Below are 14,074 nucleotides of genomic sequence, written 5' to 3' on the forward strand. Positions count from 1 at the left end.
CTGCTTAAGCTAAGCTCTTCATGGATGAGGGATCAGGCGTTCAATTCGTCTAACCGGATAACACGGCCTGCCTTCGCGGAGAGATTCGCCGCCTCCATTAACCTTGTAAGCTCAGTTGCGACTTGAATATTCTCGGCAGCAATCGTGTTGTTCTGAATGTGGGTGACCCATTGTTGAAATGCACTCTCCCGGTGGCCCTGCAGAGGCACATCTATCCAGGAATCCCCTTTGTCTGGCGCTTTAGTACTTCTAACGAGCAGCTTCTCTTCAGGCGTTCCGTATAAAAGGGTTCCTTCCGTTCCATGCACTTCGATCGTAAACGGTGAGTAGCTATTCACGAATCCGGCTTCCACCACACCAATAGCCCCTGAATCGGTATAGAGCGTCGCCACCGCGTTGTCTTCCACTTCCTTGCCTGTTACATATCCAAAGTTCGCACTTACACCGGTCACTTCTTGACCCAGAAAGAGCCTGGTCAGGTACATGGGATGACAGCCAAGGTCAATTAAGGCACCGCCCTGGCATTGCTCCAAGCTAAAGAAATGTTCGGGAAGCCAGTTTGCAGTTGCACCATTATGAGATAAGCGGACTCTGACATACGTTATTTCTCCAAGCAGTCCCTGGTTTAGAATTTCTTGAACCGATAAAGTATAACCATCATTTAGACGCGGGAGGGAAACCGTTAGCTTCACCCCATGACCCGAGACTTCTGACAGGATTTCATTGACCTCACTCAACGTTGCAGCCACAACCTTTTCGGTGAAGATGTGCTTGCCGGCTTGGGCAGCCGCAATGATGATATCCCGGTGCTGACAGGTTGGCGCGTCGACAATAACGGCATCTATATCCTTCCGGGCAAGCAGGTCTTCCAAGGAATCAAAAAACGGAACATTCAAGCTGTCCGCAGCCTTCTTGCCGCGCTCCGCATCCTCGTCCCACACCGCAGCGATTTCAGTATCACTATGTTCCTGCGCCTGCTTCGTATAATCCCAGGCATGCACATGCCAAAAGCTGATTTTGCCAATCCTAATGTTCATTCTCTTGCACCTCCATATATATTATTCTGACATTACCTATAAGGTATCATATAACATGCAGGTTTTTTAGTAGATAAATGCGACAATAACTATATGTAATTACGACATCAAAAAGGAACCCGCATACTTCAAGGCTTCACATCGCTCTGACTGGATGAACGCAAAAAAAGAAGCTCAAAATGAGCTCCTTTTGTATTAATACGTATGAATAGTTGCAGGAACGGAGAGAGAGGGATACTCTCACTGCGCGAGAGATTGCGAAGAATCCCTAACGAAGCTTATGCTCCAACGAACCACTGAGGGTTCTCATCCCAAACAGGGAAGTATATCATACGGAGAGAGAGGGATTCGAACCCTCGCACCGCTTACGCAGTCTAACCCCTTAGCAGAGGGTCCCCTTATAGCCACTTGGGTATCTCTCCAAGTAATGGCTCCCCGAACAGGACTCGAACCTGTGACAACTCGATTAACAGTCGAGTGCTCTACCAACTGAGCTATCAGGGAACATTAACATGAACAAGGATTAATTTATCATGATTCTTTAGGTTAGTCAAGCTTAGCGAAAGAGATTGTAAGAACGTTTACAAACTATACAAATTTCCTTGGGACTACACCCATTCTCCGTCCAAAGGTACAGCGACACGGTTAAGCAGTTCCTCTTGTTCAAGGCGGAGCTTCAGCAGTTTACGGGTAACGTGGCAGTGGTTAATGGCATCCATATGAACGGCAATCACGGATGCTTCCGGGGCTGCATGGCATACATCCACAATATCCTGTTCGTTCATAGTGATATGTCCTCCGCTTACGAAGCTTGCTCCTCCGGCATTCACGACGATAACTTCCGGGTGATAATCATCAAGTACCTGCCGGACTTCGCCGCACCAGATTGTGTCTCCCGCCAGATACAGATCGGGTTCTCCTTCCGCCTGGAATACGAAACCGGAGACTTTGCCCATTCTCTCCCCGATCTCTCCCGTTCCATGTCGGCCATCAGTACGCGTCAGGGTTACTCCACGCACAGAAGCTGCCGCACTGTCTTTAATCTCTGTAACATGGGCGAAGCCCTGCGCTGTAATTTTCTCTCCATCTCCCTCCTGGCATAGTACCGGAAGCTCATGCGACAAAAGCTCCGCCGCCGCTGCATCCCAGTGATCCTGGTGGAGGTGCGTCACGAGTACAGCATCCGGCTCCAGCCACTGCTCTACAAGCCCCGGTAAAGAAACCAGCGGATTCCGCTGCTCATTCGTGGTATTTATAATTGGCGGATTGACTCCCTGTGCACTCAGCATCGGGTCAACCAGAAAGGTTACGCCGCCGTATTCCAGCCATAATGAGGCGTGGCGGATCAGTTGGATTTTCATAATAAACACCTCTTTCTTATACTTGTGCTTGGGTTCTGCTACAATTAATTATAAATCGGCCGCAGATAAGAATACATTGTGCCGCGAAAGAGATTAGCCTGTTCTACTTTCACCCGGAAAGGAAATTACACTTATGATGCCCTACCTCATTGACGATACGGATTACCGCATCTTACAGCTTCTCATAGAAGACTCTACATTAAGCCACAAAGATATCGGAGCTGAAGTTCACCTGACCGGCCAAGCCGTTGGCGCGCGTATCCGCAGAATGCGGGAGCTGGAGATTATTGAAGGCTACACTATCCGCTGGAACCCGCTCCGGATCGGGCAGAATATGCATGCTTTTATTACGGTTTTTCTCAGCACCAACGCCGCTCATCTGCCCTTCCAGAACTTTGCGAAGAACCATACGAGTGTCGCGGAGCTGTACCGCATCAGCGGGGAGGGCTGCTATTGGATGCGCGTACGTACCGTGAATCAGGAAGCGCTGACTGCTTTTCTCGATGAGCTGCTGAGGTACGGCAATTACCGGGTCAACCTGGATATGGGCCAGATCAAGTAGTTCTGTTGCAGGCTGAGGGCAGGTATAGGGCAGGCAGAGGGCAGCAGAAGGCAAACAGAGCGAACCTTTTGTAAGGCTTGCCTTCCTTGCGGATAGGGGGCGAGGTTAAAGTCATAGTTAGAAACAAGTTATCCGGGCTGCGAATTAATTGGTTCTCTAGGAGTTGCACCCGCGAACGTGCTCACGATAGAACTACGTATGGAATCATCCATAAGACCGGCAGCGGAAGTAGCTATGGAACCAGCAGTGGGAGTAGCTATGGAATCAGCAGTGAGACCGCCCTAGGAAAACTTCAGCAAAAATTTCGACGAAAATATTATTTGCAACTGCAGATGAAAATTTAAAACACTCTCCACTCTGTATGCCCCGCTCAGCCGACTTTGGGTAAAATTATAGCTACTCTTCCTATATGAGCGGGAGTACTGGAGAATTGTTACCTTCAGATCCGGAATTGTTGTACTTTTTGCAAGATTTTTGGCGGTTTGGCGGTTGTGAACCCACATTGTTGTACTTTTTGCAAGAATTCTGACGGGTTGGCAGTTTTGAGCCTCAAATTGTTGTATTTTCTGCAGGATTTCTGGTAAGTAGGTAGTTTTGAACCATACATTGTTGTATTTCCTGCAAGATTTCAGCCGTCTCGCACCTCTCTGTCCCACCAATCTGCCGGCTTCGGGCGATATTAAACACACTTCTGCGTCTCTCCTTTTCTCCATTCTGTTGACTTCAGCTTATTCAAACACAATTCTGCGTCTCCGTTCCTCCAAACTGCCAACTTTGAGCGATATCAAAGACACGTCTGCGCCTCCGTCCCTCCAATCTGGCAACTTTGAGCGATACTTAGGATACTTCGTCGTCTCCTTTCCTTCACTCCATTCTGCCAACTTTCAGCTAATTCAAAGACACTTCTGCGTTGTATTTCCTCTTTAGTCCACTTCCTGCTTTAGTCTATTTCCTCTTTAGTCCACTTCCTAAGAACTAAAAGCACTGCCTCCTGGCCTAGATAAAAATAAGCCGCCGCAAAGGAAGACGGGGGAAATCCCGCGTTCCTTTGCGGCGGCTTGTAGGTTGTTCGTTAAGCCGTAACGACTAGCGGCTACTCGTTCAGCAGCTTGCCCGCACGGAGCAGGCGGGTCAGAATAACGGCGGTTTCTGCACGGCTGGTGTTGCTGTCCGGCGCAAAGTATCCGGCGGATTGGCCGTTCATAATGCCGGTGGCGGTTAATGTGCCCACAGCTTCCTTAGCCCAAGCAGAGATACTGGCAGCATCCTTAAATGTGCCTGGCCCCGGCAGTGCTGACGCAGAAGCTGCTTCATTAATTGCTGCATTGGCGTGAAGCAGCTTCCAGGCTCTGGCGGCCATGACCGCCATCTGCTCTCTGGTGATCATCGCATCCGGACGGAAGGAACCGTCCGCGTAGCCTTGAACCAGCCCCAACAATACGGCGGTCTCCGCGTCAGCGGCGTACCAGGAGCTGGCCGGCACATCGCGGAAAGCGACGGCTGCAGCCGGCGGCGCATCCGGCTGCAGGCCAAGCGAGCGGACCAGCATGGACGCGAATTCCGCCCGGCTGACGGTACGCTGCGGCGCAAAGACACCGGCCGACTGGCCGTTCACAATCAATCTGCTGGCCAGCAGATTGATCTCATCCTTGGCCCAGTGAGCGTAGATATCGCCGAAGCTTGCCGGATTCACGGCAACGGCCATTATACCTCCGGCCAAGCTGCTCTTAACGGTAACCCGGGTCACACCTGCCCCGGATTCGAATACTGCCGGAACGTAACGGAAGGTTCCGTCCTTGGCATTATAGACCAGCGCCACTGCTGTCTTGACGTCCATTACTTCGTTAATGGTGAATGTACGCTCGACATGTACAGTGCCGAAGCTTCCGGCCGGCAATGAGGTCTTGCCGTCCGTAACATTCAAGGTGAAGCCTGCCGGCGTTCCCTTCACCTTATAGTTCTGCTTGCCTGCAGCGGCAAGCAGCCCCGCAAGCTCCGCGCCTGTCTGCGGCGCGAGCTTGAACTCCAGCGTTCCATCAGGCAGCTTCGCGCCCTTCAGAACGCTGTCCGCCAGGGACAGCGGGAGACGGTAGGACGCGTCCCCGCTCCGCACCACCAGTACAGCGTCTGGACTCGCCGCTGCCGCTGCCCGCAAGGCAGTCCCGCTGAAGCGTGCGGTACCCTCTGCATCAGCCGCCACTTCAATTACCTTCTGCCCGGCGGCAATACTCTTGAGCTGCGCATCGTTATTAGCCGCAGGCACAATCACGGGCGCCGGAGTAGCCGTAGGAGTTGCCTGCGGGTTCGGGTTCGCATTCGGACTCGGAGCCGCCGTCGGACTTGGAGTCGGACTTGGAGCCGCAGTCGGACTCGGACTTGGAGTTCCCGGATCCACAGGATCGACAGGGTCAGCAGCCGATATCACAAGATCATACACTCTTGTGCTGCCAAGGGCGGACACGGTAAAGGTAGTGTTCCCTTTAGCAACTGCCTGCAGCTTCCCTTCTTCCACAGTGGCAAGGCTGCTGCCTGCAATACTGATGACTGCCTGTGCAGTGATATCTGTACCTTTCTGATCCATTACCTGCAGCTTGGAGCTGGTTCCCTCTTTTAATACCACAGGTCCGGTCTGTCCATCTCCAAGCTTGATCGAGAATGGCTTGACGCTGCTTGCGATACCTTGATTCTTCTCCAGAACCGTAAATGTTGACGAGGTGTTCGCCACCAGATTCATCCGCTCCCCGCGGATAATCAGGTTATCAGCCAGCAGACTGCCTCTCATCTCCTTCGTAATCTCTACTCCGTTAGTGCCTGCTCCATCGATCACGTTATCTGTTAGGGTGATTCCGTCCATATTCAGATTACCGTGGACGATGAGCCCGGAATAGGTGCTGTCCAGCGCAATGTTATTGCGGATTAGCACATTGCTGTTGATGTTATTTTCCCCGGTATAGAGCCATATTGCCCCCAGATTCACACCATAGCCGGAATCATAACTGCCGGTACGCAGCAGGGTGTTCCGCTCCACAACGGTCGTGCCCTGGAACGGCTCTGCGCTGAAGCGTGTGGATACAGCAATCCCCGCTCCGTTCGTCACCGTGTCCTTCACAATATTGTCCTGGATCTTATTATCCTTGCCGCCGAACACGACGATATTATCAGCCAGCCACGGCAGAGATACATTGTTAAAGCGTACCGTATTATTAAAGCTTGGCGTCCGCTCGCTGCCGTTGACATCATTCAGCCCGGCATCGGTGAAGGACCACATGGCGATACCATCATCGCCCGGATAGCGGATATCGCTCTGCTCCATCATGCTGTTCCCTGTACCTACAGCGAAGTTGATCCCGTCCGCCATCAGGTTGCGGATACGCAGCCCGGCCATATAGAGGCCATTGGTGCGCGCTTTCTCACCTTTGGGCTGGGTCAGCCATAAGCCTGCTTTGGTATGCTCAATCCATACATTCTGAATGACCGAACCTTGACCGAAGGCGCCGTGAAAAGCATTCGTAACCGCCTCATCGTCACGCACGTTAATGCCGCCCTCAATCAGCAGATCGTATACGCCGGTCTTGCCGCCGTGGCCGTAGAACTTGGCGCCGTTCAGCGTCGTGTACCACATGCCTGCGCCGCGGATCTCCGCATCGTCCAGATCCAGCAGTCCGCTGCCGACATTGAAGCTGCCTTCCGGGAACCAGACGCCTGCATCCTGAGCTTCGGCTACGGCAAGTGCAGCCTTAAATGCAGCAGTATCATCGCCATCATCCCCGGCAATGGCTCCAAAATCAGTGACAGACAGGAAGCCCTCAGGCTGAGCCAGCGCAGGTGCAACCTGCTCCATATCCGCCAGATCGATTACATAAGAGGCGGCATGATCATCCGCGCTTTTCTCTAGGCGGATTACTGCTCCTGCCGGAGCCTCACCGATCAGCGCATGAATCTCGTCATAGAAGCGGTGTCCGCTGCCTTGACGCGGGTCATTCGACCATGGGTAGCTGCCGTATTCCCAGGCGTATTTTGACGTGAGATTAAGCACCCGGCGTTCCCCATTCACGAAGAGCGACAAGGTTTCCTCTGCTCCCGCCCCATCCGGACTGTCCGGTATGGAATAACGGAGTACGATTGAATTCGCAGGTTTGGCCAGCGTAAATTCCACATACTCACCGGTGTTCTTCAGGATGACTGCTTCGCGTCCTGAAGCCTCCGAAGCCAGACTGCGGTATTTCCGTGAAGGCGTGACCTGTGTTCCATTCGTAACGGCATCCTCCGCTTCATAGCTGATATAAGGAAGCGTAGCTCCGCGGTAGGTTTTATTGATGCTATCTTTGACAGTCAGGCTATCGATAGTCATTCCGCTCAATGACGCCTCTGCGCCACTGAATGAAACCGTATTGATTCCTGTCCGCAGGTCAAGCGTAAGCTCAGCCGTCTGCCATACGGAAGCGGAGGCTCTGGCAGCAAGGCTTACATCGCCCTGCTTAAGACCATTGACCAGGGTCTCCAGCTCAGCCGCAGCGGCGGAAGCATTCCGGTAACGGAGCACAACGTCGTATTCCCCCGCTACATCAGCATTCACGGCAAACCGCAGCACCCCGTCCCCATGAAAAGCCTCTTGCCCGGCATACACAGCATCCTGAGCTACGGGAATGAAGCTCCACAGAGCGTCCTGTGCTTCAACAGCCCCCAGTTGAACTCCTGCTTCCCCGTGAGCAAGAGCAGATTGCTTATCCGCACTTAACAGCAGCCGGTATCCCAGCTTATCCTTGATATTCCACTGCGAATCTTCCTTGTCACCGGAATCCACGAGGACAACAGCGCCCTCCTGATCGCGCGCAAGATAATGGCCCGTCTGAACGTTCATCACCCGGTTCCGGCCATTGAAATCCTGCACCAGCCACTGCGCCTGGGCAGGACTTACGGAAGCATCAGCATAAACCAGCTTGCCGTCCTTTTCCGCCACTATCGTGCCGTCCATTCCTTGCGGTGCAATGGTAATGATATTCGTGTCGTTCTGGACCGGTGCAGCCGTATCCGTGTTTCTGGCTTCGCCTTCCGGCATGTTGAATTCTTGCGGTGCAGCTTCGAGTGTCCATTGCAATGACGCCTCAGTGTCCAGCAGCAATGCGCGCTCAGCATACCCCGTCTTATTCTGCAAATGGATGTACTCATCGTTATATTCACCGTAGAGACTGCGGATGGTGTAATGCTTGGCATCTGCAGCGAGACTGACATCCCATGCTGAAGCGCCGGTATCCGCCGGATCACCGCCGGTACTCTCCAGGAAGGAGTAATCACTATTTAGAGTAATATAATGGCCCGTGGCACGATTCACGATATATTGCTGCCCTGCATCCGTAACGATACTCCAGTGCGAGTAACCATTATCTGAAGCAGGCTGGCCGTACAGCACAACTCCGTGTTCGTTCTCATACAGGTAATCTCCGGTGCCTGCATTTTTGAACCGGACAGGGGCGACTGGAAGCGGCGGTACCGGTTCGAAAACAGGCTCAGCAGTAAACTGCGCACTGTCCCTGACGGCAGCATCCGCAGCCTTGCTAATCCGGATTACCGGATAGCCGTTATCATCAGCGGCGCCATACAGGTAATGGCCTGCCCAGGCACTTTTGAAGGTAGTACGTCCGGATTCCTGCATATCAACTATCCATCTGATGCTTGCCCAGACGTCATATACCGTCTGCTCCGTCCGGACGGGGCCCGCGGGCTCTTCCTGTTCAATGACCGCTGCCAGACTCTCCAGGGAAATGTACCTGCCGGTCCCTCTATTCTTAATCTTTACCGCACCGTTACTGCCCGGTATGTCGATCAGCTGCCAGACGAAGGAATCGTCTCCGGGAATAAGCTCTCCGTAAGTAGCCTGACCGACCGTGGGATCAGCAGCACCGCCACCGCCACCCGCACCAGCAGTTGCAGTATCACCTGCATCCAGAGCGAGCAATGCCTCTTCCTCTTTAGCAGCCTTCTCCGCTATATCCTCCAGGTCTCCGCCAGCCTGATCCTGCGGATCATACACATCCGCTGTAACTGTACCGTCATTAACCGGAAGTGTAACCTTCAGCACAGGAGCAGGAACAGCATCATCCTTAAGATACTGATCGGCCCCGTTCACTCCATCCAGCTTGAAGCGGAACAAATCATGTTTCTTCTCGGTTACGGGTACGAACTTCCACTTGGGACTGCCCCAATCGGGATTGATCACCCCATATTCGGCATATTTGGTCAGATTCTGCAAAGAAATATACTTCAGTGGACGCTTATTCGGCTCCTTATCCAGCACACTCGCGATCACATAGGTGCTGTCGCCGGTATTTCTGCCGGTCCAGATGTACGCCGGATCCACATTATCCTTACCGTCAAGCGGAGCCACTGAAATATGACCATCCGGCATCTGCGCTACATTCATGTAGTGGCCTGTTTTTTTATTCTGAAAAAGCTTGCGGCCATTGTACTTCTCAATCAGCCACTGGTCTGACCCATCCTCCTGCATATTGCCGTATTTCAGCACACCGTCGCTGCTCTCATACCAGTAGAAGGACTGCCAGGTATTCTGAATCCGGTAATAATGAAGGGAGCCGTCTGTCGGGACGTCCGGATCAAGCAGCTGCCACTGGGCAGACAGCGAGCTTGCATCAGAGCCTGCGCCGGCATGTCCGCCTCCAAGCAGAGACAGATAGTTTCCCGGAGTCCCTACATTCTCAATCGTCTGGTAGTCATCATAATCATCCGATTCATTGAAATCCCACTGATCGGAAGGCAGACTACTATTCATCGTCACGGCAGCAGCGGCACCATCCGCATAGTTCAGATAATGTCCTGTTGCTGCATTGCGGATGCGTTTATGGCCGTCATAGTCCTCGGCGTACCACAGGTATTGACTCTCATCTGCTGCATCCGGGGCGATAACCCCATGCTGGAGCTCGCCGCCTGCAGCTTCATACAGGAAATCGGTTGCTACTTGCGCATCGGTATAGGTGGTAATCCGCACCGGCTGCAGCTCGCTAACCGTGACGATCCGCCACTGCGCACTTGGATTGCCTCCCCAGCCCGGCCAATTGTTGGAGCGCACATCGCTGTCACCGTCATACTGGGGATTGAGCCATAATGCATTCCCGCCGTCGGTCAGACCCTGATTGCGGAAGGTTACGAGCCCTTCCCCGGAGGTGCCCGGTGCCGGCTCTTGTACCCACTCACTCAGATTTGCATTGGCCGGATCAATCTCAGCCGAGAAGACCCCATACCAATGCTCTTCATTCTGCTTGATGTAGTGTCCGGTCGCCCGGTTGCGGATCAACAGTGTCCCGGAATCTGTACCCGGTTCCAGAAACCACTGTGCTGCCTCATTACTGAGCGGCTGTGCACCGTGCTGTACCTTCCCCTCATTCTCAAACATGACGTTGCCCGGGCGCATCACACTTTCGATCCGGACAGGCGCTGCATTCAGACTCACAAAAGCCCACTGCGGACTCTCAAACGTAATGTTGATATCCGCACTGGCCTGGGCATAACCCAGCTGATTCTCCTCATGGATGACCAGCTTGCTCTCCTGAGCCGTCGCACTGCGGATGACCATATAGCCGGCTCTGTTTGAAGTATCTATCAGCCATTGGTCAGCGGTGCTCCCCCCGCCCGGGGCAGCAGCTGCCTTGAGTGAATCCTCTTTGCCCGCATTGCCTTCAAGCGTAATGAAGTGTCCGGTCTTCACATTCTGAATCCGTGATAAGCCGCCCTCCGTGACCACATTCCAATGGGAAGAGGTATCCGCCGGGTTAGTCATTCCGTAGCGGACAACGCCTTCGCTTGTCTCATACAAAAAATTGCTCTTCCACTTGTTCTTAATCAGAACAGTACCCGCTGGAATTTGCGCTGCGCCTGTTCCCAGGACACCCTCTGCATGGACGGAACCTCCTGTTCCCGCCAGAGACAGGTTCGGAAAAATAAGCAACAGCGCCAGCAGTCCCGCGACCACGGACCTGAATCGTTTCATAAGTGCGCCCCCTCTAACTAAAATGGACTTCTTTTTCATCTTAGTTTGGTAACGCTTACAAAACGATGTGTGATTTTATCCATCCACAGGTGTATTTGTACGTACATGCTTAAGGCGGGCTGTAGCCGCTGTAATTGACAAAAGCCCCGGTTCGCAGGATAGTTAACTCATTCAGCCGCCAAGTTGTCCATACTTGAACGGGTGGAACTAATTCTACGGAGGCATTCATGAATAACAAGATTGAACAACCCAGAATCCCGGAACCGGAGCTATTGCTGCCGCAGCAGATTCACTCTCTGTCTTCCAAGGACGAATTCAGCCGCTGTCTCATTTCCGGAGCGCTAATTGAATACCAGGATGCTGCCAGAGTGTCCTTTGATAAGGTTATTTTCAAAAATGTAACGATCACTGAATCCTCTCTGCACGGCATTGAGCTAACCGATGTCATCTTCGATCATTGTGACCTGTCCAATGTCGATTTCAGCGATGCCTTCATGCATAGGACAGAATTCAGGGATTGCCGTTTGATTGGCACGGACTTCACGAGAGCGAGGCTTCAAAATGTATCGGTGACCGGGTGCATCGGGGAGTTCGCGGTGTTCCGGTTTGCTAATTTCAAAGGAGCCTCCTTCGAGCGCAGCTCGCTGATCAGCGCCGATTATTATCAGTCCACCTTAAGCGGCCTCTATTTCTCGGAATGCAATCTGGATCAGGCCACACTGGCCGGGTGCAAGCTGAAGGATATCGATCTGAGCGATTGCGAGTTCACCGGCCTCGTGGTGGACCTCCAGGACCTGGACGGCTGTGTAATCTCTGCGGAGCAGGCGGCTTCTTTCGCCGGACTGCTGGGCCTGGTGATTAAATATTAAGTAGCCGGACCCGCACCTGCCTCCAGGGTGACCAGCTTCAGCTTGCCCGAACATTTCCCGCAGCGGTAACGCTTCGGATCGGCTCTGCGTTTGCGCAGATATTCGGTGGCACAGGCCACGCACACCAGCTTGTACCGGTAAGGCTGCGGCTTCCTCGCCTTGGCTCCCGGCAGTGTCTGGCAGTAGCGGCTGCCCCCGACCCGGGCGAGCAGTGTTTTGAAATCGGCATCCCGGTGCATATATCCCCGCTTCGCCAGATGCAGATGGTAATGGCAGAGCTCATGCTTGATGATTTTCTCCGTCTCCTCCCGGCCGTGGATGGCAAGCTGCTGGGGATTGATCTCTATATTATGGCTTTTGGTAAAATATCGTCCGCCCGTTGTCGTAAGTCTGCTGTTAAAGCTGGCTGTATGCCGGAAAGGCACGCCGAAGCTGTTCAGTGACACCTGCTCGATCCACTGCTGCAGCTCTTCGTTACTCATACTTATCATAGCGCTCCTTCACGGCTCCTCTCCTTAAGGAAATAAGATCTCTACTTGAATTGTAACTTGCCCATAGGCTACACTGTCAAGAAGGAAGACAAGTCCGGAGGGAGAATGAGTTATGCCGAAAATGCGGTATGTAATTTTGCAGCAGGATCAGGAACTGCAGTTCGTGGAGATGCCGGAGGAGTATGCTTACCAGCTGAGCGCCCTCAATCTTCGCCTGAATAAAGAAATTGACAAGCTGACTGCGGAGAATGTACCCGGTCTGCCGCGGGCGATTGCCGAGTGCGATTCCCTGGAGCTGCTGCGTGAGGAGCATCACCTGGAGTCCGGGCTGGCATATATCAACCGTCTGGAAAATGCTTTTGCCTCTATACAAGAGACTGAGTATCCGCTGATCTCGCTATTAACGGAAATCCGCGCGCTGCAGGCCCAGCTTGAGCAATGGTATGAAGAGGAAGAGGAAAGTGTGCAGTAGCTGGCAGTTGTATGGATGGAGCTGTAAGGCTAATTACCACATGTAAATGAATGCTGCTGCCGCACCTTTGGGCGGCCTTCCCCATATGCTATCTGTACATAGGATGCATGCCAGAGGAGGGGTACCCTTGCCGCAGTGGCTTTGCCAACAGCTCATGAAGGCTTATTTCAAGAAAGACCGCCGTCAGATCAAACTGCTGAATGAATGCTGGTTCTTTTACCGGAATTCTGCCGAAACCCGTGAATTCATCACCAAAGACGTATAGGTATTATTCCGCATTATATCCGCAAACGCCAAAAGGGAGTGCCCGTGCAGCCGTAGAATTCATGGCTGTGGGGCACTCCCTTTAACATATATATCCCGGCCGGATTCTGTTGCTTAGAACATCGGGAATACATATTTCACCAGGAAGAACAGCAGTCCAAAAATGATGATGATATATGCGGCATATTTAATAAAGGTGGATGCGACGAGACTGGAATCCGATTTCTTGTGCACCTCTGTCCGTTCTACTTCAACACTTCTGTCCTTGTAATTCGGTTCCATCTTCAATCTCTCCTCTCGGTTCGTTAGCTGTATGTCATCCATTAACCCCCGTATTTCAGACTGAAACAAAAAGAAACGGGCACCGCCCTAAGGGACAGCGTCCGTTTCTACAGGAAATCAGCTTTTAGTCAAAGCTGCGTTGGCCCGGCCAGGAGCCCTGCAGCTTACGGACCAGTACGATCTGTCCTGTATGATAGGAATCATGCAGAATCAGACTCATCACTTCTTCGCCCGGCGCATGCCCGGAGCCGCCCCATTCATAAGCGCCTTCCTCCAGGGCCACAATAATCTCCCGCAAAGAGGCATGAACAGACTTCAGCTTCGCAACTGCCTGGTTCCACGCCTCTTCCCCGCTCTCCGTTACCGTAAACGTAGCATCATTGCTCTCAAGATCAGGCAATTTCTCCAGACCCTTAAGCTTGCGCAGCAGACGTTCCTTATAATAAGTCAGATGATTGACGGTCTCCCAGATGGAATTGCCCGCTGCCCCCTCCGGCTTCCAGCTTGCCTGTTCACTAGTCACCCCTTCAAGCGCGTCTTTAAGCGGCGGCTGCCAATCCTCAACATCCATCACATAATCCCAGTTCTCCACCAGAACATCGCTAATCTTATTTTGCATATTTCACCCTCCTAAAGTTATATGGAACATCCTCTTCTCTGACTTTGGTAACGATTAAACAACCCAAATAACGGTTACATTAGAAATGTAGCATATTTGCCGGAGTGCTTCAAGT

The 14,074-nt window shown here is 52.6% G+C and carries 10 protein-coding genes and 2 tRNA genes; 4 read left to right on the plus strand and 8 right to left on the minus strand.

Features of this window, described 5'->3' with window-relative positions; translation table 11 throughout:
• Positions 1-32: 32 nt before the first annotated feature.
• The 4 genes from NYE33_RS33960 to NYE33_RS33975 all read right to left on the minus strand — a co-directional run bounded on the left by NYE33_RS33960 (position 33) and on the right by NYE33_RS33975 (position 2,398).
• Complete coding sequence (locus tag NYE33_RS33960; RefSeq protein WP_341069732.1) at positions 33-1,037, minus strand: Gfo/Idh/MocA family protein; 1,005 nt, start codon at positions 1,035-1,037, stop codon at positions 33-35.
• 333 nt (positions 1,038-1,370) lie between these two features.
• Positions 1,371-1,459, minus strand: a tRNA-Ser gene (locus NYE33_RS33965).
• A 6-nt stretch (positions 1,460-1,465) separates the two neighbouring features.
• A tRNA-Asn gene (locus NYE33_RS33970) sits at positions 1,466-1,541 on the minus strand.
• Between the two features lie 104 nt (positions 1,542-1,645).
• Positions 1,646-2,398, minus strand: a complete 753-nt coding sequence (locus NYE33_RS33975; protein WP_076242348.1) for an MBL fold metallo-hydrolase — start codon at positions 2,396-2,398, stop codon at positions 1,646-1,648.
• A 133-nt stretch (positions 2,399-2,531) separates the two neighbouring features.
• Between NYE33_RS33975 and NYE33_RS33980 the strand changes: the two genes are divergently transcribed.
• Positions 2,532-2,960: an Lrp/AsnC family transcriptional regulator gene (locus NYE33_RS33980; RefSeq protein ID WP_179093399.1), complete on the plus strand. Its 429-nt coding sequence runs from the start codon at positions 2,532-2,534 to the stop codon at positions 2,958-2,960.
• Positions 2,961-4,053: 1,093 nt separating this feature from the next.
• On the opposite strand, the gene NYE33_RS33985 is transcribed toward NYE33_RS33980, so the two are convergent.
• Positions 4,054-10,962, minus strand: a complete 6,909-nt coding sequence (locus tag NYE33_RS33985) for an S-layer homology domain-containing protein (RefSeq protein ID WP_341069734.1) — start codon at positions 10,960-10,962, stop codon at positions 4,054-4,056.
• A 227-nt stretch (positions 10,963-11,189) separates the two neighbouring features.
• Between NYE33_RS33985 and NYE33_RS33990 the strand changes: the two genes are divergently transcribed.
• A complete protein-coding gene (locus tag NYE33_RS33990; protein ID WP_042134244.1) occupies positions 11,190-11,831 on the plus strand; it encodes a pentapeptide repeat-containing protein in 642 nt (213 codons plus the stop codon).
• On the opposite strand, the gene NYE33_RS33995 is transcribed toward NYE33_RS33990, so the two are convergent.
• On the minus strand, positions 11,828-12,313 hold the full coding sequence (locus NYE33_RS33995) for a SprT family protein (protein ID WP_081969846.1): 486 nt from the start codon (positions 12,311-12,313) through the stop codon (positions 11,828-11,830). The genes NYE33_RS33990 and NYE33_RS33995 overlap by 4 nt on opposite strands.
• A 121-nt stretch (positions 12,314-12,434) precedes the next feature.
• Here NYE33_RS33995 and NYE33_RS34000 point away from each other — a divergent pair, with 121 nt between their 5' ends.
• Together NYE33_RS34000 and cmpA are read left to right on the plus strand one after the other, a co-directional pair.
• Positions 12,435-12,794, plus strand: coding sequence for a hypothetical protein (locus tag NYE33_RS34000; protein WP_039296308.1), 360 nt, complete (start codon positions 12,435-12,437; stop codon positions 12,792-12,794).
• A 127-nt stretch (positions 12,795-12,921) separates the two neighbouring features.
• Entirely contained in the window at positions 12,922-13,059 is a 138-nt protein-coding gene (cmpA, locus tag NYE33_RS34005; protein ID WP_099052445.1) for a cortex morphogenetic protein CmpA, read from the plus strand.
• A 113-nt stretch (positions 13,060-13,172) separates the two neighbouring features.
• On the opposite strand, the gene NYE33_RS34010 is transcribed toward cmpA, so the two are convergent.
• Positions 13,173-13,340, minus strand: a complete 168-nt coding sequence (locus NYE33_RS34010) for a hypothetical protein (RefSeq protein ID WP_197074337.1) — start codon at positions 13,338-13,340, stop codon at positions 13,173-13,175.
• Positions 13,341-13,464: 124 nt separating this feature from the next.
• Positions 13,465-13,959 (minus strand): DinB family protein, encoded by a 495-nt coding sequence (locus NYE33_RS34015; protein ID WP_039296306.1) that lies wholly within the window; start codon positions 13,957-13,959, stop codon positions 13,465-13,467.
• Positions 13,960-14,074: the final 115 nt, after the last annotated feature.

This window comes from Paenibacillus sp. FSL R10-2199, from assembly GCF_038000235.1.
Classification (GTDB): domain Bacteria; phylum Bacillota; class Bacilli; order Paenibacillales; family Paenibacillaceae; genus Paenibacillus_AQ; species Paenibacillus_AQ phytohabitans.